Consider the following 24,851-nt stretch of genomic DNA (forward strand, 5'->3'; position numbering starts at 1 on the left):
TCTATGTATTATTCTTTTATTTTTTTCTTATTTCATAAATACCAGTCATATACCATTCATGTACCAGTCATATATACCATTCATATCAAATTTAAAAATGTCAAGTTTCAGATGAGTTCTTAATATAGAAGCCTGTGTTATTTGCTTCTACCCGTACCTTGCCGTATCTTTGGGGCACAAGAACAGTATTTTAAGCTTATATGACAAAAAGATTCTGAATTGAAAAGAGCCATTCATGCAAAAAATTTGCTCTCAGGATTAAAGTGGAAAGACAGTCCGGTTACGAAAAACTGCCTAATTTCATATTTTGAAAGCAGGACTAATCGGATGGTAAGATACAGCCGCTTTTACATTTTTGAGGCTGATCCCCGATCTTCGAATCTGATCGTGAATTTTGTCTCGTTTCCTCTTTCGAGCTCTATTGTTCCGTTAATCTGCTCAACCAGGGCGTTTACAAGCTGCAGGCCCAGAGTCTTGGGCTTCTTGAAATCGACGTTTTCCGGAAAACGAGCGCCATTATCAGAATAGGTGAGGGTAAACCTCGAGACTCCTCTGGAGGTTTCTTTCCCTCAGCGTCTCCTGTCTTTTCCCTTTCAGGTTCATCTCGGGAAAGGGAAATCCTGATCTTTCCTTCTGTACCTTTTGGAAATGCATACTTAAGAGAGTTTGAGAAAAGTTCATTAATCACAATTCCCAGGGGAATTGCAGTATCGATTCCAAGAGATGTATTCTCAACCTCGAGAATAAGCCTTATTTTTTCATTTCTTATCCTGTAAGAGTGAAGGATGTCTGCAGTCAATTTTCTGAGGTATGCTACAAAATCAACGCTTGCCGCGTCCTCTGATTTGTAGAGCTCTTCATGGATTATGGACATAGAAACTACACGGTTCTCACTTTCCCTGAAGGCTTCAATAACCTTTTTGTCCTCGAACTTTTCAGCCTGAAGGCTGAGAAGGGATGAAACTATCTGAAGGTTATTCTTGATCCGATGATGAATTTCTCTCATACCTATTTTTTCTGCCTTTTCAAGGGTTTCCTCGGCTTTTTTTCTCTGAGTAATGTCATAGGCATACCCCTGGATAAAGATGGTCTCTCCAGAGGCGTCGCAGACATTGTGAATTAGCTCATGAACCCATCTTACGTTTCCATCTTTCCGCCTGAGCCTGTACTCGTACTCCATAATGGAGTCCGGGGAAGAAATCATTTTTTCCCGACTTCGTTTGAGCAATGGCGCGTCTTCCTTGACAACAAGGTCAAAGAATCCTATTTTGCCTGAAAAAAGATCTTTCTCCGTATACCCCGTTATTTCTTCAACAGCTCCCTCAAGAAAAAGGGGATTGAAGTTCCTGTCAAGCTTAAAAGAGATTCCTTTGAAATTTTGCAGGAACGACCTGTAAAGTTCTTCGCTTTCCTTCAATTTTTCTGAAGACTTCTTAATCTCGGTAACGTCTTCCATTACCCCGAGAGCCCGGCATATACAGCCATCTTCATCTCTCAAATATACCCCTTTATTTTTCACATAAAAATAGCTTCCGTCCTTCCGCTTGAACCTGAATTCCTCATTGATTTTTCCTCCTGTATTCCAGCAGTTCTTCAATGACTGCTGAACCCTTCTGTAATCTTCAGGGTGAATGTGATCAAGCCAGCCGTAAAAATCCAGGTTCTCAATTTCTTTATTACTGTAGCCTGTAAGTTCAGTGACTGCCCCTGCCCATTCAACATGACCGTTTCTCAGGTCAATATCATATATCAGCTGCCCTGTTTGTTCCGCAATAATGCGGTATCGCTCTTCACTTTTTTGCAGCCTTTCTTCCATTTTCTTTCGCCCTGTGATATCAAGCATGACTCCTATAAGCCCTTCTATATTCCCGCAGGAACTTTTGTACGCGGCTTTATTGAAAATAAAGTCCCTTTTGAGCCCATCAGAGCACATTACTTTAGACTCGTAAACCTGGCTTCCTCCTTTCTGGAACAGCGGTCTGTCCATTCGTTTATAAACCTCTCCGAGTTCTGGAGGAATTGATTCGAAAAGCTCATCTATAGTGTGCCCGGTCACTTTTTCTTTTGAACTCCCGAGTATTATATTTGCAAAGAGCTCATTGCAACCCTCATAAACACCCTCACGGTTCTTGTAAAATACAGGAGCCGGAATAGTATCCAGCAGAGTTTCCAGGAAATATACTTTGTCTCTGAGTGCGGCTTCCGTCTCTCTCTGTTGAATTGCAAATGAGAGAATTACTGCAACCGCTTTCATGAAACGAGCATCTTCTTCGATAAATTTCTCTTTCCTCATGCTGTGTGCTGTCAATACCCCATAGGGCTTCTCAATGCTTCCTATGAGCACACTTATCCCGCTAATTATGTCCTGGTTTTCTTCAAGGCCCATTGTCCTGATGGAATTCTTTCTTTCCAGCTCTTTTAGCAGGATAGGCTGGCTCGAAAGTACGGTATAGCCTGCACGTGAGGCTGAGTCTCTATTAATTATCTTGCCTATATTCTTCGAGTTCCAGCCGACTCCTGCCTCAAACAAAAAATTCCCATCAGGCAGGAGTTTCAGGACGCCGCAGTATTCTACGCCAAGTGTATCTGCAACCAGAGGCAGGACTTTATCTAGCAAAGCCTGAAAGTCAGGGATTGAGAGAGAAAGCTCGGAGATTCTGGAAAGCACTGCATGCTCTCTTTTTCTTAAAAGTATTCCCTCTTCAGCTTTTTTAAGGGAAGTAATCTCGGTTGCTGAGATAATCGTGCCTTCATAGGGAAGTGTGGGAGTAAGGGTGATTGAATAAGTTCTTCCGCCTGCTCTTAATTCAATTTGCGCAGGTATCTGTCGAAGTGCTACCTGGCGGGCAGCCTTCAGAATTTCAGCAGGAGCTATTTCTCCAACCTGGCTTTTAAGAGTTTCAAGTAAAATTTTTCCTGCCTTATTTGAATAAAGAATCGTTCCGTCCTTTCCTACTCTCAGAACAGGATCAGGGCTATTTATAAGAAAATATTTCATCCAATTTTCTTCAATTTCCGCACCCATACTGTCTTTCCAATTTATTCCAGAGCCCCCATCCTAACTTAACCTCTTCGTTTTTAATAAGCTGTTTGTCAAGCTTACAGATTATTTATGCCCGAGTTCTGAACTCAGATCAATTTTTTAAGCATTAACTAGCTATTATCTTTAAATTCTTATAACATATTAACATTCTGTTAATTTATCTAAAATAAATTATATAAGTTTTTCAATGTATTTTCTATCCTTCCGAATAATTAGTCATGTACATTTATAAAAACCCTGAAATTCAGGAATCCGCCAACTCCGGCAAATCCTATGATTACTTCTTAAGGATTTTCGACTACCGAATATACAAATAAAATATTCAATATAAACAATTGAATAAAGATGTTCAAATTGAAATATTTGCATACATGTATCCGAATACTATAAAAACTAGTATTGAGATCAGGATTAAAACCTGAAATGCAAGGAAGGTGTTTTTTGTGGAGGATCTTAATCTACTTAAAAGAAAACTTGATGATATGAGCGTAAATGAGCTTTTTGAGTACGTAAAGGAGAATTACCCTGAAAACAAAGATATTTGGATCGGATCTAAAAAATTAGTCATCAGAAGAGTCCTGAACCTCGAAAGAAACAGGATGAACACAGAGGAAGCCTGAAAAAACGTTAACCTATAAACTTTTTAAGAAAAAAGTTTGATCACAAGCCTTTTCAAAAAAGGCTTGAGCGAAAACCTTTTGAGAAAAGGTTTTATCGCAAACTTTTTCAGAAAAAGTTTGATCAAAAACCATGCTTTAACTAAAACAGCGTGGTCGGCGTGGTCAAGCGGCGCAACACTTGGTGATAAACACAAACTCTTCTTAAAAAGCTTGATCAAAACCGGCATAACGGCGTGATAAACCGGCTCAATGGTTTCGGTCGAGCCTTTTCGTAAAGAGTTGTGACGCAATGGTTTCATCTAACAGATCATGTCAGGTTTCCTTTATCAGATTTCTTTAAATTTTTCTTTGGGAGCTCCGCATCTAGGGCATTTCCATGATTTTGGGAGGTTTTGAAAAGGTGTATCGGGAGCTATGGACTGTGAGGAATCCCCACGATGAGGATTGTAGAGATATCCGCAGTTGCTGCATCTGTACATTCGAACCACCCTTTTTTGATGAATCACTGATAAACCTCTGTTAGCTTCAAAATTTTATGCTTCCGCTGTCCGTGTTAAAATCTCACTTAATTTATGACTATCTTTGTTAATATTTTTAGTTTTTATATCCAGCCCCTGAGCTGCATTGCTTCAACCACTCTGCCGACAGCAAGAGAATATGCAGCCTGCCGCATCGTGACATTGTTTTTTGATGCGAAGTTGTACACAGAATCATACGCTTCTTTCATCTTTCTCTCAAGGCGGCTCCTGACATCATCTTCTTCCCATTGCATGCCTGAATAGTTCTGCACCATCTCAAAGTATGAAACAATGACTCCACCTCCGTTACAGAGGATATCTGGGATGATGTGGACCCCTTTAGAATTGAGGATCGCTTCTCCTTCTACTGTAGTTGGGCCGTTAGCCATCTCGGCAAGAATCCTGGCTTTGACCTTTCCTGCGTTCTCTTTGGTTATAACATTCTCAAGCGAAGCCGGAATCAGGATCTCGACATCCAGCTCAAGCAATTCCTTATTGGTAAGGGTTTTTGCTCCCGGGTAGTTCAGTACCGAACCAGTTGAATGCTTATGCCCTGAAACATCTTCAGGATCAAGCCCGTCAGCTGAGAAGATCGCACCTTTGCTGTCGCTTACAGCCACAACTTTACAGCCGAACATCTTCTTTGCCAGGTAAGCGGCATGATACCCCACATTTCCGAACCCATGGACTGCAACCCTTGATGTCTTCAGGTTTATTCCAAATTTTTTTGCGGCTTCCCGGACTGTACATAAGCCGCCTCGTGCCGTGGCATCGTATCTGCCTGCCGAACCTCCCAGGCTTGTTGGCTTGCCTGTAATGGCACCAAATACGTTCTTACCTGTGAGTTTTGAGTACTCGTCCATCATCCAGGCCATGACTTGCGGATTTGTATAAACATCAGGGGCAGGGATATCCCTATCCGGACCTATTATCTGGTAAATTCCGCGGATATATGCCCTGCTCAGACGCTCGATTTCCCTGTGTGAGAGTTCTTTTGGGTTGCAAATAACCCCACCTTTTGCTCCTCCCAGAGGCAACTTATGAAGGGCGCATTTCCATGTCATAAGGGCTGCAAGGGCTCTTGTTGTTTCCATGGTATCCTCCGGATGAAAACGTACGCCTCCTTTCGTGGGACCCAGAGCCTCATTGTACTGTACCCGGAAACCTCTAAAAACCTTTATAGAACCGTCATCCATGTGGACTGGCAGGGAAACATAGAGTTCTCTCATAGGCATTTCCAGGAATGCTTCCATATCAGGCGTGAGCTTAAGGCCCTCTGCACATGTGCACAGATGCTGCTTAACATCTTCAAGGAGCTTGGAACGAGAACCCACAGTTTTCCCCTTTAAATAATGGGTCTCCAGAGGTTAAATATCTGCTGGAAGCCTGCTCATTACACTCACCGAATCCGTTAGAAAGCAGCATTTAAAAAAGAGTTTTTAAAAACGTCCCAAAAGCTTTCATAAGTCTTAAGGAATTTCCTGAAAACATTAGCTTTCTCATAAGGACAGAAGGATGATCCATATCGCCGTATTCGGTAATGGTGTTGAGTATAGAAGGGGTATTTAGCGAACTTATAAGATCGTTTAATTGTCTGTCTTCCAGCTTTCCCATGTAGTCATGAATTTTCATGCCTATCTCAAGCTCTTTTCCAAGGGCTTTTCGCCAGAGTTCATCATATTCTGAGAGCCGCCCTGCCGAAGTATCCCCCTCAAGCGCAGCCTTAGCTGCAACCTTTCCGGCGATTTTTGCTGCAAAAGCTCCGGTATAAATCCCGCCTCCTGAAGTCGGTTTAGTCTGCCCTGCTGCATCACCTGCAAGCAGAACCCCGTCCGTAACCATTTTTTCCGGGGGACCTATAGGGATTCCTCCGACTACAAAATCAAGCATGTCTCCTGAGTATCTTGATTTCACGTGAGGATTGGAACTGAGGAATTTCTCAAGGTAAACGAGAGGAGAATTTTCTTCCTGACCATTTTTCCAGGCAAGTCCGGACTCAAGGGCAAGCCCGATTCTTGAAATTTTTTCGTCAACAGGTACGGTCCAGGCAAAAAAACCGGGAGCAGAAGAGCCAGGGAAAAGTTCCACAAAATCGATGTCGTCCGAAACGTATGAAGCTTCAATCTGGATTCCCGGAAGCACACGGGCAGATTTTTTAAGCCCTGCATAGCTGGCTATCCGGCTTTTTACGCCGTCCGCCCCTATGACGACAGATGTGCATATCGTCTCTGGCTTTCCGTTCCTGAGTACTCTTAGTTTTACCTGAGAGCCTTCATTTCCTTCCTTACCGGTCTCCGGACTGGTTTTCTCAAGTCCCACAGCCCTTGTCCTGAGAGAAAGCTCTACGCCTTCTTCCACAGCCATCACTGTAAGGGCGCGGTCAAAGTTTTTCCGCGACACCACATATGCCCTTGTTTGCTTTCCATCGATCGGCAGGCACTGCCCGTCAGGAGCATGCACCATCGCCCCGCGTACGGAATTGAATACAAACTCGTCTGAAGGCTTGAGATCGCATTCTGCAACCGCTCTGGTGCTCAAAAGCCCGGTACAGCTAACGGGCGACCCTATGGAAGCATGTTCCTCGAGCAGTAGAACCTTTGCCCCGTTCAGGGCTGCATAGCGAGCTGCAGTGGATCCCACAGGCCCGGCTCCGACCACAACGACATCATAATTCATAACGTATTACCTTTGAGAGTAAGCCTTTGCCATAGCAGGAAGCTTAATATACTCATAATTCATAAGTATAATTAAAATTACTAATTTAATATATAGATAAAGTCATACATATACTGAAGAAGTAAATTTTACTGATAAGGATGATCTTTTAATAATCAGACTAGCCCTTTATCGTTTAGATAATGATTTTCGATGAGATTCTCCTTTATTAATCAGGTGATTCTTTATTGAGTTTTTAAGTTCGTCTGTCTTTTGCCCTCTATACCGCAACATGCTCCAGGCGAAATTTTAGATTATAGAGTTTTTCAACTTCACAATTTTAATATATTGATAAACGCATTCCTTGTGAAACTGAACCATAAACTGAAATCAAATATTTAACGATTTCCTCAAACCAATAACCAGGGTATCCATGCAGCAGAAAAAAGAAAAATTCCAGGCTTCGGGTTCACTGAAACAAGAGAGAAATAATCAGGACAGAAAAGGTTTCCAGGTTTCAGATAATAAAACATCTCGAAATCCAGATAATAAAGCCTCTCGAAATCCAGATAATAAAGCCTCTCGAAATCCAGATAATAAAGCCTCTCGAAATCCAGATAATAAAGCCTCTCGAAATCCAGAGAATAAAGCCTCTCGAAATCCAGATAATAAAGCCTCTCGAAATCCAGAGAATAAAGCCTCTCGAAATTCAGAGAATAAAGCCTCTCGAAGTCCTGATAAAAAGAGTTCTCATACCCCGAGGGACAAAACAGAAAACAGATCAACAGGTTTTAGAAGAGGACCTTCGGAGGGAAAGCAGGCTTTCAGCAAGAGCCGTGGCTCTGAGAAAAGTCCGGATATAGTTAACCAGAAAAAAAGCTCCCATCGTTTCGAGTATGAAGACGATCAGATCTTCTGGTGTAAAAAATGTAACCTACCCCTGATAGGTGAGGAATGTGGAAGATGTGGAGGTAGGGGAGAAAACCTTCAGCTCTCGCAGCCTGCAGATGTCCGTTTTTGTTCTCCTTATGAGAGGGAAGTTCTGGATAGGGAGCTTTATTCAGCCTTTGGCTGCAATCCCCTGGGGAAGAGGCTAATTCTCCTTAACAAGATCCCTGGTAAAGATAAAACCGATGAAGTGCTCGTAGATGGCTTTGTGTTCGGAATTCTCAGGTTTGACCTCTCGAAAATGGATTACAGCTTTGAACCTACCCTGCAGGGAGCAAAAATTCTCCTTAAACATGCTGAAGGCAGGAAAGTAGAACTTAAGAAAACAAACAGGCATCTTAATGGAAAAAGCATATCCTCGGAATCTATTGAAGCCTTTGACATCAATATAAAAGCAGGGGACTTCGTCCTTATTACCGCAGGCAGCCTGACAGGATACGGGGTTTCTTTAATCGATGGAGATGACTTTCCGAACTTCATAGTCCTGCCTGAAACCGAGAACAGGAATAAACTGGAATCTTCAACTGAAGCCAGAGCAAAAATTCTCAGGATAAGGAAGATTGACGGCAGTGAAACTATGCTTCATCCTGAAACCCCGGATCTGGGTGCATGCATAGAAGCCAATAAGAAGCACCTCCAGGTGCTTGGAAAAAATGCGATCAACACTATCCGCGGGATTATTTCCAGGAAAGAATACCGAAACCTGCCGATCTATGTATCTTTCAGCGGCGGAAAAGACAGCCTTGTAGCACTTGATCTAGCTCGTGCATCCCTCAAGCAGAGGAAACTTAAAGCTTTCTTCCTGAACACAGGTATTGAATTTCCGGAAACAGTCGAATTTGTGCGAAGTTTTTGCCGGGAAAAAGGGATTCCTCTAAATGAAGCAAACGCGGATTCCGCTTTCTGGGATCAGGTAGGAAAATTCGGGCCACCTGCAAAAGACTTCCGCTGGTGTTGCAAGGTCTGCAAACTGGCATCAGCAGGCGACATTGATACAGGGAAAGAGAAATCCTCTCTAAAAAGCTCTGGTGATGTGACTTATCTGACAATTGACGGTAAGCGGAAACACGAATCTTTCTCAAGGGCAAGGATTACAGCAAGCGAGACCAATCCCTTTGTCCCTGCCCAGCTCAATATTTTCCCTATCAGGGACTGGAAGACAATTGAGGTCTGGCTCTATATCCACTGGAGAGGGCTTTCCTACAATCCTCTCTATGACCTCGGCTTCGAAAGAGTAGGCTGCTGGCTCTGTCCGTCTGCTCTTGCTGCGGAATATGCCAGGGTAAAAGATCTGCACCCTGAAATGTACGCAAGGTGGAACGCTTTCCTGTTGAAATGGGCTAAAGAACGGGGACTTTCGGAAAAGTTCGTAGAACATGGATTCTGGCGCTGGAAAGAACTGCCTCCTAAAATGCTCAGGCTGGCTGAAGAGCTCGGAATCTCAGTCCTTCCCGGAGAAAACACCGAAAACTTTGAAATTGAAGTCGTGGGAGGAATTTCTCCCTGTCGTGCAGGCGGCTTTTCAATAGAAGCAGGAGTAAAAGGCATAAGGGAAAAAGAAGCTGCAGGTTTCGTCAACGTGCTTGGGAATACGGTTTATGCCGAAGACCTGGGGATGCTGCTTATTAAAACCAGAACCGGAACTGTAAAGTTTTTTTCGAATGGAAACCTGCTTGCAAGTTCGGAAACAAAGGAAAAGGCGGTTTCGCTTTTTAAGGAAACTGCAAGACAGTTTGTAAGGCTTTCCCGCTGTACTGGCTGCGGAATCTGTGTAAAAGCATGTTCAGTCGGAGCAGTGTCTCTCGAAGGAAAAATCCCACACATAAGCGAAGCCTGTATCAGGTGCGGAAAATGTACGGAATCCTGTGTGGTTACCCGATACTTTGATAAACTCGTACCTGACCTGGATCAAAGGTTAAAGGTATGATTGATCAAAATTCTGGACATTGGCCATTAAATATTTTAGAAATTTCTGATTAAAAATTTCCTGATTTTCCTTATTATATTTATAGAATTTTGCACTTGATTATAAAATCAAGCAAGTTCAACTCTGATTGGTTTAGTGTTTTTAATTCGCCAACTCATCTTAGAATTTTTCCGTGGAAATTCTAACTGCTCTATCTAGCCACCCTATGATAGTGTATTATATAAGATACTCAGCGCAGGCATCAACAGAAAGACTCCCATTAGTTGTATGTTTGAGACTATCTCAAGCCAGAAAAATTGAATCATAAGCTCATCGATTAATCCTAGCCTCATCTTAACTGTCTGCACAATTACTGGAATATCAACACAAAGAAGTTGTAACAAAGCAATTAGTTTCATCTCTTTTGTGATCTTTGCCCTGTCATAATCTATTGAAGGCAATAAGTAAATAAGCAAACTGATCGGAAAAATGACATTATAGATTACGAGGCCGGGCAACTGGCTATACGGAAAACCCATATAGAATATTTTGTCAGTTATAGGGTAGATTGCAGTTTCCGCTAGCCTCTGAATCGGAAGCAGCAAAGTATAAATCAAAGAGTCCGGATGAAATTCATAGAGCATAACTTCAGTATATCCGACCGCAGCTGACATGGTCTGATACGCGCCAGCAATTAATAAAGGTACACAGCACAAAACTTTTCTGACATCCTTCCTGTTCTGGACAATATTCTGTCCAATAGAGACTATCGGTACGAAAAACAGAACAAACAATACTAGTGTCATCACCAGGGCGACTATGTCTAGACCAAAGATAATTCCTGACCCTATCGATATGCCCAATGTTAAAACAAAAACAGCAAGCCATATATGTTGTAAAACAAAAAGAAGAGCTTCTAAAGGCATTATATTGGCTCTGTAGAAATCCTCTAAATTCTGTTTTTACCCAAAAATTATAAAAATAAAATTGTAAAAATGCTCCTTAATTTTTTTGTCCCCACAAAAAACAAAGGAGCAATTGCTATTGTCATCAAATAAGTATATTAAATTTATTGATCTCAGTCTTAAAACGGTTCAGTCTTCCAGACTGAACCTTTACTCCTGCAAATATTCCAAACGTGTTTATACTCAACATCAGCTTCTTGTTCTTGTTTTATTGAAGGAGTATATAAGTACAGACTACCGTGACTTTGTAGAACTTGTTGACCTCATGAACAATATAAAGGAAAAACTTGACCTTGATAAGGTTCCTCATTACACTACTCTTCAAAAGTTTGTGTCCAGAATTCCCTCTTCATTGTTTAACCTAATTTTGTCAAAAACTCTAAAACTATTTTACTCACATGGAGAAAAAGTTCTCATTACGGCAATTGATGCAACAGGATTTACGAGTTCTTATGCAAGTCATTATTATTCTAAGAGAACAGGGAAGCTCCGAAGGAGCTTCCTTAAAACTTCAATATCAGTAGACACTATTAAAAAAGTAATATTAGGATGGAAAATTAGCCAAAAAACAGATCATGATGTCAAGCATGCAAAGACTCTGATAAGACAATCAAACAAGTCAAGAAAGTCTCAATGTTATGTGATGGATAAAGGATATGATTCCGAAGAAATTCATACTCTAATAAGAGAAGAGATAAAAGCAGATTCAATAGTACCTTTGAGAGAAAGAAAAAGAAAGAGAATAAACGGAAAATATAGAAAACAATTAAACAAAGACTTTGATAAGATCAAATACAATAGAAGGAATATAGTAGAGACAATAATATCTGTTGTAAAAAGAAAATTTGGAGAAACATTAAGAGCAAGAAAGGTTAGAAATCAAGTAAAAGAAGTAAAAGTTAAACTAATAGTCTATAATATAAACAAAAAAGTAATACAATTATTATGGATTAAATTAAGGATTTCTACAGAGCCATTATATTCTTAATTTTTAAGATGACTCGGCTAATAAAATTCATATGCATTACCGTTTTCTTTTGCTTTAAAGTAGTATAGAATAGAGTATACTTATTATAGATATTTTGTGAGTTAATACTGAGGAATGAAGGTTTAAAGTATTAACTATTGAAAAAAATATTATATAGTAAACCATCTATCAATTACCCATGTGGGTAGAAGTGGGCTCTTGCAGGCATCTTTATCTGCAGGATAGTTACCCTGAATCTGTGTGGTGACCCGATGCTTTGACAAACTCGTACCTGACCTGAACCAGAAGTTAAAGGTATGGAAAATCAAAAGTTCGGATTTTCCATTGCTATGATATTTTTAAATAGTTTCTAATTATATTTAGATATTGCATTTTCGAATTAGCCTAAATATTTATATTTTTATTACTTATGATATATATTAGACATAATTCTGCTAGTTAAATTTAAATTTGCTAACCTGTTATTATTTATCTATATAAGGAATTGAAGAATGAAATTCAATCAAACCCCTGACGGAGTAAGCCAGTTAATCGCTAGTAAGTGGAAAATCGGAGCAGCCCTGGCGGTAGCCCTGCTTCTATACTTCGCTTTTCTAATCCTGCTGCCCCTTGCAGACGGAATTGTACTGGGCATAGTCTTTGCTTACATTGCCAGGCCTATCCAGATAAAATTCAGAAAGTATAGAAAAATCGGGGCTCTCATAGCCAGCCTGTGCATATTCATTCCTATAGTATTCATTGTTGGGGCAGGCATTGTTGAGATTCTTAACCAGATCTCCTGGGTTATTGAGCATCAGACAGCAGTTGCGGCAGCAATTCTAAATTTTGTAAATTCCCTGAATATTCCCAGAGATATATTGGTAAGAATTAATACTGCTATCTGGGATCTCTTTACCTCGCTGCTCCCTGCGGTGGGCAGCATAGGGCTTCTTTCATATGCACAGAGTATCGGACTTTTTGTCATCAATTTTATAATTTCGATCATCTTCTGCTATTTTATACTTGCAGACGGAGACCGGCTTTACTGCGCTTTTCTTGGCGTGATACCGCAAGAATACAAGGAAATAGTAAACCGTTACGCAGGTCATCTCGATATGATCCTTAAAGGAATTTTCGTTGGCAATGCTTACTCTGCTCTGATAGTAAGTGTGACCTCGGTTCTTGTTTTCTACGCATTTGGGTTTTCCCATGTACTGGCCCTTGCAACCCTGGTCTTCATAGCTTCGATAATTCCTCTTTTTGCCGGATACATGGTACTTATACCTCTTGCTTTAATGCGGTACCTGGAGCTCGGGTTTGAGAGTGCAGCGTTTTTCTTTTTAGTCTCTTCCATCATAATCTACGGCCCTCCGGAACTGATTCTAAGACCTTACCTGACCAGCCTGAAATCGCGGATTCATCCTATGCTGCTCATGCTTGCTTTCCTTGGCGGAGCTTTTGTCGGAGGAATTGCTGGCTTTTTTGCAGCTCCTATTCTTCTGGGAGCTCTGGTTGCAGCTTACAGGGTTTATCAGGAGCAAATCCATCCCGAACTTGTAGAGGCTAACCTCGACGTTAAAAACGTTGGATACCATTGCAGTGCTGGCTCAGAGAAGTAACTTCCAGAAAATCAGGCTATATAAGTAATCCGAAGAAGGTCTGAGACATAAAAGTCTGTACGATATGAAAATATCAATCGAAAGGGATTGTTTTATATCGTTGAAGGATATTAGGACTGTCATATATTCTTCTTTACTCCATTTAATCGAGCTCTACTGACGGGTACATACTGCAAACCGTCTTGAATAAATTAATTGTTTGATTCAAAACCGAAGCAGTCCGGTACAGAATTCCAGACCGAAGTTAATTCGGGATAAAATCCCATTGTGAAAACAGGTGATAGAATGCAGTTATTGCTCATTCACTCTGATTATATTGAATACGAAACCAAAAAACAAACTCCAGTTGCTGAAAAAATCGAAGAAGCCTTAAAGTCCGGCAGGCTTGAGGAAGCACTTACCGCTTTTATGGCTGTGGAAAGTGTAGACGAGGCAAATCTTGAGGAAACCATAGAAAAAACGGTTTCCGAAATCGAGAAGGTAGCAGCCCAGGTCAAAACCAACCGTATAATGCTTTATCCTTATGCTCACTTAAGTTCGGATCTTTCCTCTCCCAAGGTTGCAGTACAGGTCCTTAAAAGAATCGAGACTGCGCTCTCAGGTAAGTATGAGGTTAAACGTGCTCCCTTCGGATGGTATAAGGCTTTCAGTATAAGCTGTAAAGGGCATCCGCTTTCCGAGCTTTCCAGAAGCATCCGCCCTGAGGCGACGGCAAAGCCGGCAGACAAGGTAGAAGAAACCGGAGAAAAGGAAGAGGTTGTTTCCGAAGCTCTCAAAGCCGAAAGTACGGCAAAATCTTACTGGCGTATCCTCACTCCTGATGGAGAACTTCATGAAGTTGAGAATTTTGACCTTTCTCCTTACCCCAAACTTCAGCAGTTCGTAAACTACGAAATTTCCAAGAGCAGGGCTGTTGAACGTGCTCCTCCCCATGTGGAGCTTATGCGGAGACTTGAGCTTGCAGATTACGAGCCTGGGTCTGACTCCGGAAATATGCGCTATTATCCCAAAGGCAGGCTTGTAAAATCCCTCCTTGAGAACTATGTGCTTGATGTCGCAACCGATTTCGGGGCAATGGAAGTCGAAACTCCTCTCATGTACGATATGAACCACCCAACCCTGAAAAAATATCTTGACAGATTCCCTGCAAGACAGTACTCCATCGAGTCCGACAAACGGCAAATGTTTCTGCGTTTTGCAGCCTGTTTCGGGCAGTTCCTTATGAATCACGACATGACAATTTCCTACAAGAACCTGCCTCTTCGGATGATTGAAATGACCCGCTACAGTTTCAGGAAGGAACAGCGGGGAGAACTTGTGGGCTTGAGAAGGCTTCGAGCTTTCACCATGCCTGATATGCATACTCTCTGCGCAGATATGGACCAGGCTGTGGACCAGTTTAAGCAGCAATATGACCTCTGTATCGATGTGCTTGAAAATATTGGAATCCATATTAATGATTACGAGGTTGCTATCCGCTTTACCAGAGACTTTTATGAGTCGAATAAAGAGCTTGTAGTCAATATGGCAAAAACGGTCAATAAACCCGTGCTTGTTGAGATGTGGGATACCCGCTTCTTCTACTTCGTGCTCAAGTTTGAATTTAACTTCGTAGATGCCCTTGCAAAGGCAAGTGCACTTTCCACGGTTCAGATTGATGTTGAAAACGCAGAGAGGTACGATATTTCCTATGTAAACCCGGATGGCAAACTGGAACGACCCATCGTGCTTCACTGCTCTCCCAGCGGGGCAATCGAGCGCTGTATTTACGCTCTTCTTGAAAAGGCTGCAATGGAAACTGAAAAAGGAAAGGTTCCCATGTTGCCTGTCTGGCTTTCTCCTACCCAGGTAAGGATTGTGCCGATTTCAGAAAAACACACTGCCTTTGCTGAAGAGGTTTCACAAAAACTGGACTGCAGGGTTGATATTGACGACCGCGACCTGTCAGTAGGCAAGAAAGTCAGGGATGCAGGCAGGGAATGGATTCCTTACGTGGTGGTCATTGGAGATAAAGAAATCGAGGAAGGCAGCATTAACGTAACCATCCGAGCCGAGTCTGCACAGGATAAGCCGAAAAAAGTGCAGATTACTCCGGAAGAACTCAACATGAGGGTCAGAGGCGAGATTGTAGGAAAACCGTACCGAAAACTGCCGCTTGCAAAGTGTCTCTCTTTAAGACCGAAGTTCTTCTAAATGCTTTAAAACTCAATAAATTATCTAAAAAGGGTTACCTGGAGACCATCGAGGAAGCAAAATTCCTTATTTGCTTCTTCCTTCTGGCCTTTTCGGCATAACATATATATTGACGTAATTCTTATTAGTGAAAAGGGATTCCTTTTGAATAAAAGCAGTTCTAGGGTTATTCTTCTTCGCTTCTGGACGAAATGATCCTGACTCAAGTTTTCTGGACTGAAATTTTTACCAATTATTTGTAAGTTACGGGGAGTTACTTCTTATAAGGTTTACACTACATGCAACATTTCCTGTTGCATGGCTATACCAGTTTCCCAGAAACCTTTTTGTAAGGCACTTTCTGGTTTTGAATAAACATTAAAAAGTTTATACAGTGAAAAGTATAAGGACAGCGTACTGATGACGAGTTTAAATGAAATTCCAGCACGTACGGAAACCGTCGAGCTTGAACCCCTGAGGGAAGATAAAAAGAAAATCTTCGAGGATATTCTGAAATATTTTGAAACCAATCAGAGCGGCTATATCAAGGTTCCTACAGGCTGGGGTAAGACCTTTCTTTCGAAGCATATAATGAAAAAGTACTATGATGAGGGAAAATTTGTGCTTTTCCTTGTCTCGAAAAATAACCTTCTTCTTAGCCAGACTTATTACAACAGGAAGAAAAATCAGCCTCTTTTTCCCAACAGCGCCCTTCTGTCCTCCGAACGAAGGGTGGACAGAAAAGAACTTGCTGCTACTTTGAGAGCCCTGGGTCAGAAAAAGGGCGAAGGTTTCGTACTTTTTGCCTCTCTGCAAACTGTACTCGGGAAGCAGAGCGCTGAGATTAAAGACCTGATTCTTAAATTTACTGATCTTGTTATTGTAGATGAGATCCATAATTTCATAAATAACCGGGGAAATGATTTTCTCAATGAGTTCGGGGAAAGGACAAAAATTCTGGGAATGACCGCAACCCCGTTCCAGGGTGTTGTCGGGAACGTCAAATTCGTGGATGAAATTGCAGGGGACATGAGGGAGATATACGCAAAAACCCTTCCTGAGTGCATCCTAGACAATGAACTTGCACCCCTTAAATATACGATTGCTGAGAGCTCGGAAGATATATTTGAGATTTTTGACTTTGAAAAAGGACTTGGCGAGCTTGATAAACAGGACCTATTCCTTGATTGCAGCACTCCCGACCGATTGAAAAAGGTAATCAGAAGAACTCAGCTTGCAAAAGATGTGTATGATTCCATGGTAATACAAAGGCATGCAAAAACGCTTGTCTTTTGTGCCCCTGTCAGGAAACGCGTCTATGGCGCAGGGGGAGACGATAAAGAAATTAATGCTTTCCATGCAAAGCTTGCCTCTTCGATTTTCAATGGGGATATTTCGGCCAAGAAATTCGAGAAAGATATAGAACCTGTTCTACCTGTAGATTTTAAGAACTATACTTCTGAAGGGAAGTTCCGGGACGCTGTTTTTATAAGCTCCGAGCTGCCCAAGGATGAACAGAATACTATTCTTGCAGCTTTCAGGGAGATGGGAAAGCCTCCCTATGTACTGTGTACAGTCGGCATGCTGATTGAAGGTTTTGATTTTCCGGGACTGGAAACTCTTATTTTGCTGCGCCCCACCCTGAGCATGCGTCTCTTTGAACAGCAGGTAGGAAGGGTGACAAGACTTTCCCCCATATCAGGAAAGCAGCAGGGCAACATCTTTGAGATTTCGGACAGTATTGATTCTCTCTACCAGCGTTTTGGGGAAGGTGTTTTCTCCGGGGAGAAGGTTGACCAGGTTCAGATGCTCCAGCCTGAGATCCGCCTTGAAGAGCTTTTCTCCGAAGGGGATGCAGCCAGGGCAATCGAGGAAGGGAAGATCGAGATTAAGAAGGTGGAACTCGGGCTCCGTGGAAAGGGAAAAGGTGCTAAGGTTACGGAAGTCCCTGTAAGGCTTCCTCCAACTGCCATTCGGGCAAAATATTTCTCACGCTTGCTTGCACTGACAGAGGAGAAGGATGTCGGGGCTTTTGAACGGGAAAAAAGAGAACTCATGCGGGCTGCTCTGAAATTCCGGGTCAGGGAACTCAGGGATGCAGAAGAGTTAGCAGAGCTTTCAGCCAATATTAATAAGCTCAAGCGGGAGGCCTATGAAGACCGCAGGCTTGGGGATGTCTCAAGGCAGCACAAACCTAAGGTTTTCGGTGAAGTCGAATGGCTGCTTAAACTCCAGGCTCTGAACTCCCTTAAGTACGAAGGAGGACACCTCTCATTGCCAGAGAAGAACCGGATCTTAAAAACCATGGGTTTTGAGCCCGACTTCCGGAAAATAGACAGCCACAGGCTCAAATGCCTGAAACTCGGTTCGGCGCAGAAAACCATCCCTGAGCTTGTAAAAGTGCTAGGCTTTGTAAGCCGCCTCTCATCTTCGGAAACCTACCAGTTCCTTGACAAGAAGAAAAAAGAACAGTGGAAACGGGAGCTTCTGCCTGCGGTTTACTGGGGTTTCTGCTTTATCGAAGATTCTCCGGAACTGAAGGAGCTTTTTGAATCTACGGAATGGGACAGGCGGGTCAAGAATATCATAAGGCAGAAGTAATCGGCGGTCCTTGATTAATACTTGAGAGTATCCAGCAACACATATTGCTGGAATTTTATTTTCTCTTTTGCTTCCTTGCAGAACTGAAATCGGCTCGCCGGTCTGATAAGTAATTTATTTGACCTGTAAATCGCTTTTTAATCTAATGGTAATATATGCTTCCGCCAGCTTGTCTGGCAACCATTCAAAAAAAAGAAGGTGCAGATCGGCGTGATACAGTGAATAATGTTATATTGTTAAAAACACTTGCATCTAGTTCTCTTGAGCGCAATATTCCATTAAATGTAACACCTTCATAGCCAATATCATTTAAATTTGGCATCAAAGAACAGATGGTAAATTTTTTATGTGAGGAGGTCTTTCCAGACTTAAGAACTTGACTGGTGGAATATATGTAAAATGTACTTTCACGGAATAAAAATAAGAAATTAAGTAATCATTGTATCCTTCGTCCATGCAATTATCAAATCAATATATTCCACAGGCAAAGAAAAAGGAAATAATAAGTCCTGGCTGTCTAAATAGTCGTTCTTAACAGGTTCTGATACTAATGGCTCAAATTATCGTCGATGAGAATAGCTGCACGCGTTGCGGTATTTGTGTAAAGATTTGTCCATCGGGCATTATAGGTCCGGTTGATGAGGATCATCTCCCGCAGGTACAGGATGAATATGCTTCTCACTGTATGTACTGCGGGCACTGTGAAGCTTTTTGCCCTTCCCGGGCTCTCACTTTGAATTTCCGTCCTGAGGAGAAGGTTTCCCTGCCAGTCGATGCCGGTATAATTTCCGCGGAAGACATAGGGTTTTATCTTAAAAGACGCAGGTCTGTGCGGCATTATACTTCAGAGCCCGTGCCAAGGGAAAAAATCCTCGAGGTGCTCGATATTGCCCGCTACGCCGCATCGGGAACCAACAGTCAGCCTGTCGAGTGGCTGGTTATCCATGATCCGGAAAAAGTCAGGAAAGTTGCCGAACTAACCATTGAATGGATGAAGAGCCTGGAAAATACCCCGAATCCCATGAGTGGCTACGTGCCAGTACTTATTTCGGCATGGGAGCATGGTAACGATGTCATCTGCCGGGGTGCCCCACACCTGCTTTTTGCCCATATCCCAGAGGAAAGCCCGATTTCACCTGTTGATGCCATTATCGCCCTTACCCATTTTGATATAGCTGCGCCAGCATTCGGAATCGGAACGTGCTGGGCTGGCTTTGTCGCAGCGGCAGCCACCTTTTATGAGCCTCTCCAGAAAGAACTCGGCCTGCCCGCAGGAAGAAAATTTGCCTATGCAATGATGTTCGGCTACCCACAGTACAAAGCACATGGAATCCCTCGCAGGAAACCTCTTAAGGTCACATGGCAGTAAGATCCTTAGATTTGAGAGGATTTAACGGTTTTAAGAAACTATAAAAGCTTTTGAAAAGCTTTTAAGAGTTTTTAGGGGTTTTTAAACGTTTTAGGAACTATTTAGTCTTTCTTATTATCTTTCTTATTATTATCTTTCTTATTATTATCTTTCTTATTATTATCTTTCTTATGTTTTAGGGAATGAGTTAATTAACATGAAATAATATTATAAAGAAATAAAAGAGGTTCATATAATGGACATATTGAAAAAGATCTTTGGTAAAAAAGAAGCCGAAACCAGAATGGAATCTAAAAAAGCTAGAGATGATGCAAGAAGAGAAAGAATAAAAACACCTTCACCGTCAAAAACCTCAATTATTGACAAAATTAAATCACAAAAAGCACAGAATGCAAAGAAGGCACCAAAAGGCAAAGCCGAACGTGCAGCACAGAAAGCCGCTCAGAAATCAGCACAAAAAACGGCACGGAAAGCAGTAAAGCGTAGATAAACTGTTCTTATTCTCTTCAATCTATATTTTAATTCACAACCGACAGTCCATTTTAATTTACATGCGGCAAACTAACATTAGATTTGAAGCTATCATGAAGTTGAAACTATTATGAAACTGAAACTATTATGAAACTGAAACTATTATGAAACTGAAACTAGTAGGAAACTGAAACTAGTAGGAAACATTACTGATGGCGTTTCATTCGCTCAATGTTTAAAATAATGTAGTTCGCCTGTATCTCTTTCCCCTGTCCGGGTGGTCTTCCTTCGGAGAGTAATCTATAGCACTCATAAGTCTGTCAATAAAACCTATCTGTCCTTTTCGGATTTTCTTCCTGGCCAGCTCGATATCAAACCAGCCTGCTTTGTCGACTTCGGGAAACTCCTGTATTTTCCCGGAGTTTTTTGGCCACTCAAGCTTAAATGTATTACTTACAACACTTGTTACATCCAGATCTCTTTCAAGAGCCCATACGTGCACTATCTTCTTGCTTGGCTGGTTTAACTCTCCCAGATCAATGAACTCTCCGTCAACCTCAAAACCTGTTTCTTCTTTAAACTCTCTCTTTGCTGTGTCAAGGGGAGTCTCATGCCCCTCGGGCAGCCCTTTAGGTATTGACCATGCTCCTTCGTCTTTTTTTGTCCAGAATGGCCCACCTGGATGAACCAGCATTACTTCGAGTCTCTCATTCCTGAACCTGAACAAAAGAATGCCATAACTATAAACACTCACTTTTCTACTTCCTCTGCAGACTGCTTTGATCTTCAGATTTTATAGTAAACTAATAGTGCTTCCTTCTAAATGAAGCGGAACAACCACTAGCCGTTTAATAAGATCAAATGATTTATTGATGTCTGTGTCTTACAATCAGAAATGCCCCAAACAAGCCTGTAAGTGCCCAGAAAGAGCTTATAAACGGGACATTTTCTGATTCCAGTGTGGAACTTGAATTTACTTCCTGTTTGGCTGTATTTTCTGTACTATTTGATATTTCTTCACTATTTGATACTTCGGAGTTATTTGATATTTCTTCACTATTTGATACTTCGGAGTTATTTGATATTTCTTCACTATTTGATACTTCGGAGTTATTTGATATTTCTGTACTATTTGATATTTCAGTATCATTTGCCTTATTGTTGGTCTGACTAATCGTACTCAGCAACTCGCTCAGAGTGATGTTCTCATCAGGTGTTATGGCTCTCTCATCATCGGTTAATGTATATTTTCCCTGGTAAAAATTCGTGACAACGAAATGTTCAGGGCCAATATCCTTTGTAGCAGGGCTAGTATCATTACACAGATAAAGCAAAACCTTTTCTGAATTATTGAATTTTGGGTCAGCATCTGTAGTTATACTAACTCTTCCAACAGTCCCGCCCACAACTCTCACAATAACCTCTCTGGATGGTAACGGGTTTTTAAGGTATTCATCAACACTTATAACGATGTCAGTGTAGATGGTGTCGTCAAAATAGTCAAGTTCAGCAGCTGGTTTACCAGGATGTTTCCCATCTTTGGTATTCCATCTGGATGGAAGTATCTCTTTAACGGTACCTATTAAAATTGTGTCGGAGTATTCTATTAATTCTTCGTGATCGTATAGTATAAAGTCTATACATATGTTAATATCAATGGGTTCACGGCTTCTGTTCTCGGTTTTGATTCCAGCCTGAGAGGAATCATTATTTTCGAGTTTGATACTTTCATCTGAAGGACCGGACAGTACTACCGCATTTGATGTCAGTAAAGAAAGAGCAACAATCAGAAAAAGTCCGTATTTTAGAATATTGCTTATGGTCTCACCTGCTAATGCATTGAGTTAAAATAAAATTTATTAGTACTCTAAAAACTATTAATTACTTTTGAATAAATAACTATATGTTTTTCTGCCAATTCTCGCAATTATCTTCTATCCTCCGTTGTTATGAGAGAAATAAATTGATAATTTATAGATACTTTTGATTCTTATAGCAATAGTATGAAAAATAACATAATTTACCACTATTGTAGCATGGATTCATTCTTTGGAATCATTACAAACAAAAACATCAGATTATCCGATGCCTACAAAACAAATGATTACATTGAGTTAGAGTGTATTTTTTCCGTTATGGAAAAATCTATGACCAATCTTCTTAAATCTGAATTTGTACACGCAATTCAGGGAAGTTATCAACGATGGTTGGAAACTTATTTTAGGCCACATATAGCTTGCTTTTCTAAAAAAGGAGATTTACTGAGTCAATGGAGAGCTTATGCAAATGATGGGAAGGGCATCTCAATAGGGTTTGACAGGAGATATTTTGAATCAATAAAAGAACTCGATAACAAGGAATTTGAGATATTTGATGTAATCTATCGATATGAAGAACAAGAAAAATTGTTAAGGAATCTGTTTTCTACAATAAGAGCAGACAATTTAAAAGCTTTGGAAGATTTTTATATCAATAAAGGAAATAAAAATTATTTTCAAGAAATTGTGCTTGCTAGTGTACTTTTAAAATATAGGGTAATATTTAAAAATGAAACTTTTTCTGAAGAGAAAGAAGTTAGATTAGTTCATGGTTTTGATAGAATTGCCGCAGAACCAGATATATTTGAATACCGAGTTACTCAAGACGATTTAATTTCTTTTGTGGAATTACCAATAGATATTAAAACTGATTACCCTCCAATCAAAGAGATTATCCTGGGACCAAATTGTAAAGTAAACCCAGGCAGTTTGAGACTTTTTTTAGAACAAAATTTACCTCATACTTCATCTGAAATAAAAATAGAAAAATCAAAGTCAAGTTACAGGTCATAGTTATTACATGCAGCCCTATTAGTCAGAAAAATTTCATTTTCATTTCTATCATATAACCCTAAAGAGTGGATAAATATCTTCACCGTGTTGTCAATCTGCTTATAGAACTCTCATACTGGCTTTTCTGGCTCAACTTTTCTCATTTAACGGTCAAAATATGAGAAACTTTTAACTTAATTCCAAGAATTAATAGTCGAGGCATCCATTGTCATCGTGGGCTTTCCAGTTTTTAAAAGTAAGCATAGCGGTTTATAAAAACTTGCCTCTATAAAGTCAATGAAATCCAACTATGTGCTTTAATAAGAGCGTTGCACAAGATAAATATTTTAACATATTTTTCCTAAATTTTTATATAATCAGTGAACAAGTAATATACGTTAACTAAATTTCTCGAAAAAGAACTGCATACCTGAATCTTATTACAACCTAAAATTTCCTACGATTCAATGCAGGCTACAATTACAAATTCTCTATAACTTTATACTCCATATAAACTGCTTTATTACAATTTTCCCTGTGATTCCATGAAAGATAAAAATAACCGTTATATTCCTAACCCCAGGGAGTTTGCCAGCGAAATAACAGAAGAAACCAGGCAGCTCCGCCAGGAAATTGTTGAGGGGATCACGCGTATATATTATCCTCTGGACTTGAGGAGAAATGATTCCCTTAAAAGCCTGAGCCGCAACCTGATTGATTTACTTGAAAAGAGACTCTGGCTGAAAATCCTGATAGGTATGGGACTTGGGGTACTTTTCGGACTTTTTCTGGGACCCTTTGGAGGATATATCGATCCTGTGTCTGCGGAAATTATAGGAGAATGGATTGCTCTTCCCGGCTATATCTTCCTCGGGCTCCTGAAGATGATTGTTGTTCCTCTTGTTTTTGCATCGATTATCCTAGGGGTAGCCTCAAGCCAGAGCCTTAGCGAGTTAAAAAAGACAGGGTTCTTTACAGCCGTCTACTTTGCAGTGACCACGGCAATTGCAACGGCAATAGGACTTGGGATGGCACTTTACATCCAGCCCGGAAAATACATAAGCGGAGATCTTATTGAAAGTGCGCTTGGAGGAAAGGTTCAGGCGATGTCTGCCAATATGACTTTTGACGCTTCTATTCTTACTCTCCCTTCTTCGCTTGTTGGAGGGCTCCTTCCTACAAACCCTCTCGGTGCCATGGTTAATGGAGAGATGCTTCAGGTTGTCATTATTGCAACCATTATAGGTATAGCCCTTGTTTCTCTGGAAAAAAGCCAATCCACCCCTATGGTCAGCTTTCTGAATTCAGTGCAGGCTATTTGCATGACTGTGGTCAAATGGAGTATGTCGCTTGCTCCTATTGCCGTTTTCGGGCTCCTTACCAAGTTCACAATCAAGCTCGGGATAGACGCCCTAATGGGGATGGCTATATACATCGGCACAGTGCTTGCAAGCCTGCTGCTCCTTATGTGCTTTAATCTGCTAATCATCACTCTTGTTGCCAGGTACAATCCTTTCAAATTTCTCAAGGCTATCCGTGATGTCCTGCTTCTTGCCTTTTCGACTTCAAGTTCTGCTGCGGTTATGCCCGTGACTCTAAAAACCGCAGAGGAAAAGCTGGGAGTAAGGCCTTCAATTTCCCAGTTCGTAATCCCTCTTGGTGCAACCGTGAATATGAACGGGACTGCGCTTTATCAGGGCGTAGCAACAGTCTTTCTGGCCGATGTCTTCGGCATAAACCTCGGGCCTCTCCAGCTCCTTATCGTGCTTATTATGGCTGTTGCGGCTTCCATAGGGACTCCTTCTATCCCTGGCGTAGGAATTGTCGTCCTTGCTATGATCCTTGAGAGTGTCGGAATCCCTGCAAGCGGGATAGCGCTCATAATTGGAGTGGACAGAATTCTTGACATGAGCAGGACTGCAGTAAATGTAGCTGGAGACCTTGTAACCTGTAAGGTTATGGACCGGTTGCTCGGAGAAAAAACAGAAAAATCACAAGAAGAAATATCTGCCAGGGCACAAAAGGCTTCAGAAGGCAAAAAAGAAGAAAAGGCTTCAGTAAACAGTGAGCATGCAGCACTCGAAAGTTCTAACGTTTGAATTCAGTCCATATGCTCACTTTCCATTCACAATACCATTGTGTTTTCTTTACCGAAGGCATCCCAATAAATAGTTAAATAGTCATTTA

General features: G+C 41.1%; 18 protein-coding genes. 10 read left to right on the forward strand and 8 right to left on the reverse strand.

Going from position 1 to position 24,851, the window contains the following annotated elements:
* Positions 1–451: 451 nt before the first annotated feature.
* Positions 452–2,998 (reverse strand): PAS domain S-box protein, encoded by a 2,547-nt coding sequence (locus AOB57_RS00420; protein WP_226999562.1) that lies wholly within the window; start codon positions 2,996–2,998, stop codon positions 452–454.
* A gap of 488 nt (positions 2,999–3,486) precedes the next feature.
* On the opposite strand from AOB57_RS00420, the gene AOB57_RS00425 reads away from it, so the two are divergent.
* Positions 3,487–3,663, forward strand: coding sequence for a hypothetical protein (locus AOB57_RS00425; protein ID WP_167829487.1), 177 nt, complete (start codon positions 3,487–3,489; stop codon positions 3,661–3,663).
* A 23-nt stretch (positions 3,664–3,686) separates the two neighbouring features.
* Here the strand turns inward: AOB57_RS00425 and AOB57_RS00430 are convergent, their stop codons facing one another.
* The 4 genes from AOB57_RS00430 to AOB57_RS00445 all read right to left on the reverse strand — a co-directional run bounded on the left by AOB57_RS00430 (position 3,687) and on the right by AOB57_RS00445 (position 6,857).
* The gene (locus AOB57_RS00430; protein ID WP_054298758.1) at positions 3,687–3,962 is read right to left on the reverse strand and encodes a hypothetical protein; all 276 of its coding nucleotides are present in this window, start codon (positions 3,960–3,962) and stop codon (positions 3,687–3,689) included.
* Between the two features lie 27 nt (positions 3,963–3,989).
* On the reverse strand, positions 3,990–4,169 hold the full coding sequence (locus tag AOB57_RS00435) for a rubredoxin (protein ID WP_226999563.1): 180 nt from the start codon (positions 4,167–4,169) through the stop codon (positions 3,990–3,992).
* A 95-nt stretch (positions 4,170–4,264) separates the two neighbouring features.
* Positions 4,265–5,515 (reverse strand): Glu/Leu/Phe/Val family dehydrogenase, encoded by a 1,251-nt coding sequence (locus AOB57_RS00440; RefSeq protein WP_054298759.1) that lies wholly within the window; start codon positions 5,513–5,515, stop codon positions 4,265–4,267.
* A 91-nt stretch (positions 5,516–5,606) separates the two neighbouring features.
* Positions 5,607–6,857, reverse strand: a complete 1,251-nt coding sequence (locus AOB57_RS00445) for an NAD(P)/FAD-dependent oxidoreductase (RefSeq protein WP_054298760.1) — start codon at positions 6,855–6,857, stop codon at positions 5,607–5,609.
* Positions 6,858–7,269: 412 nt separating this feature from the next.
* Here AOB57_RS00445 and AOB57_RS00450 point away from each other — a divergent pair, with 412 nt between their 5' ends.
* Positions 7,270–9,711 carry a phosphoadenosine phosphosulfate reductase domain-containing protein gene (locus AOB57_RS00450; RefSeq protein ID WP_082384213.1) on the forward strand — a complete coding sequence of 814 codons (2,442 nt, stop codon included), beginning with the start codon at positions 7,270–7,272 and terminating at the stop codon, positions 9,709–9,711.
* Positions 9,712–9,914: 203 nt separating this feature from the next.
* Here the strand turns inward: AOB57_RS00450 and AOB57_RS00455 are convergent, their stop codons facing one another.
* Entirely contained in the window at positions 9,915–10,616 is a 702-nt protein-coding gene (locus tag AOB57_RS00455) for a hypothetical protein (RefSeq protein ID WP_167829488.1), read from the reverse strand.
* 118 nt (positions 10,617–10,734) lie between these two features.
* On the opposite strand from AOB57_RS00455, the gene AOB57_RS00460 reads away from it, so the two are divergent.
* The 6 genes from AOB57_RS00460 (at position 10,735) to AOB57_RS00485 (ending at position 19,873) form a co-directional block, all read left to right on the forward strand.
* Positions 10,735–11,643 carry an IS5 family transposase gene (locus AOB57_RS00460; protein ID WP_167829489.1) on the forward strand — a complete coding sequence of 303 codons (909 nt, stop codon included), beginning with the start codon at positions 10,735–10,737 and terminating at the stop codon, positions 11,641–11,643.
* A 491-nt stretch (positions 11,644–12,134) separates the two neighbouring features.
* Entirely contained in the window at positions 12,135–13,241 is a 1,107-nt protein-coding gene (locus AOB57_RS00465) for an AI-2E family transporter (RefSeq protein WP_054300114.1), read from the forward strand.
* A gap of 285 nt (positions 13,242–13,526) precedes the next feature.
* Positions 13,527–15,434, forward strand: a complete 1,908-nt coding sequence (locus AOB57_RS00470) for a threonine--tRNA ligase (protein WP_054300115.1) — start codon at positions 13,527–13,529, stop codon at positions 15,432–15,434.
* A gap of 399 nt (positions 15,435–15,833) precedes the next feature.
* On the forward strand, positions 15,834–18,014 hold the full coding sequence (locus tag AOB57_RS00475) for a DEAD/DEAH box helicase (RefSeq protein WP_054300116.1): 2,181 nt from the start codon (positions 15,834–15,836) through the stop codon (positions 18,012–18,014).
* 550 nt (positions 18,015–18,564) lie between these two features.
* Complete coding sequence (locus AOB57_RS00480; RefSeq protein WP_054300117.1) at positions 18,565–19,383, forward strand: nitroreductase family protein; 819 nt, start codon at positions 18,565–18,567, stop codon at positions 19,381–19,383.
* Positions 19,384–19,618: 235 nt separating this feature from the next.
* Entirely contained in the window at positions 19,619–19,873 is a 255-nt protein-coding gene (locus AOB57_RS00485; RefSeq protein ID WP_054300118.1) for a hypothetical protein, read from the forward strand.
* Positions 19,874–20,089: 216 nt separating this feature from the next.
* On the opposite strand, the gene AOB57_RS00490 is transcribed toward AOB57_RS00485, so the two are convergent.
* Both AOB57_RS00490 and AOB57_RS14325 read right to left on the reverse strand, forming a co-directional pair.
* Positions 20,090–20,608, reverse strand: coding sequence for an NUDIX domain-containing protein (locus tag AOB57_RS00490; protein ID WP_054300119.1), 519 nt, complete (start codon positions 20,606–20,608; stop codon positions 20,090–20,092).
* Between the two features lie 112 nt (positions 20,609–20,720).
* Positions 20,721–21,269, reverse strand: a complete 549-nt coding sequence (locus AOB57_RS14325; protein ID WP_193726271.1) for a hypothetical protein — start codon at positions 21,267–21,269, stop codon at positions 20,721–20,723.
* A gap of 588 nt (positions 21,270–21,857) precedes the next feature.
* Here AOB57_RS14325 and AOB57_RS00500 point away from each other — a divergent pair.
* The gene (locus AOB57_RS00500; RefSeq protein ID WP_082384338.1) at positions 21,858–22,685 is read left to right on the forward strand and encodes a DUF2971 domain-containing protein; all 828 of its coding nucleotides are present in this window, start codon (positions 21,858–21,860) and stop codon (positions 22,683–22,685) included.
* A gap of 524 nt (positions 22,686–23,209) precedes the next feature.
* Positions 23,210–24,763, forward strand: a complete 1,554-nt coding sequence (locus tag AOB57_RS00505) for a dicarboxylate/amino acid:cation symporter (protein WP_082384339.1) — start codon at positions 23,210–23,212, stop codon at positions 24,761–24,763.
* Positions 24,764–24,851 lie beyond the last annotated feature (88 nt).

The sequence above is a fragment of the Methanosarcina flavescens genome, assembly GCF_001304615.2.
GTDB lineage: Archaea > Halobacteriota > Methanosarcinia > Methanosarcinales > Methanosarcinaceae > Methanosarcina > Methanosarcina flavescens.

Bases quoted from the DNA above. Each gene is read 5' to 3' on its own strand.
- AOB57_RS00420 (WP_226999562.1), bottom strand. From the start codon at position 2,998: ATGAAATATTTTCTTATAAATAGCCCTGATCCTGTTCTGAGAGTAGGA.
- AOB57_RS00430 (WP_054298758.1), bottom strand. From the start codon at position 3,962: ATGAAACCATTGCGTCACAACTCTTTACGAAAAGGCTCGACCGAAACC.
- AOB57_RS00445 (WP_054298760.1), bottom strand. From the start codon at position 6,857: ATGAATTATGATGTCGTTGTGGTCGGAGCCGGGCCTGTGGGATCCACT.
- AOB57_RS00450 (WP_082384213.1), top strand. From the start codon at position 7,270: ATGCAGCAGAAAAAAGAAAAATTCCAGGCTTCGGGTTCACTGAAACAA.
- AOB57_RS00455 (WP_167829488.1), bottom strand. From the start codon at position 10,616: ATGCCTTTAGAAGCTCTTCTTTTTGTTTTACAACATATATGGCTTGCT.
- AOB57_RS00465 (WP_054300114.1), top strand. From the start codon at position 12,135: ATGAAATTCAATCAAACCCCTGACGGAGTAAGCCAGTTAATCGCTAGT.
- AOB57_RS00470 (WP_054300115.1), top strand. From the start codon at position 13,527: ATGCAGTTATTGCTCATTCACTCTGATTATATTGAATACGAAACCAAA.
- AOB57_RS00475 (WP_054300116.1), top strand. From the start codon at position 15,834: ATGACGAGTTTAAATGAAATTCCAGCACGTACGGAAACCGTCGAGCTT.
- AOB57_RS00480 (WP_054300117.1), top strand. From the start codon at position 18,565: ATGGCTCAAATTATCGTCGATGAGAATAGCTGCACGCGTTGCGGTATT.
- AOB57_RS00485 (WP_054300118.1), top strand. From the start codon at position 19,619: ATGGACATATTGAAAAAGATCTTTGGTAAAAAAGAAGCCGAAACCAGA.
- AOB57_RS00500 (WP_082384338.1), top strand. From the start codon at position 21,858: ATGAAAAATAACATAATTTACCACTATTGTAGCATGGATTCATTCTTT.
- AOB57_RS00505 (WP_082384339.1), top strand. From the start codon at position 23,210: ATGAAAGATAAAAATAACCGTTATATTCCTAACCCCAGGGAGTTTGCC.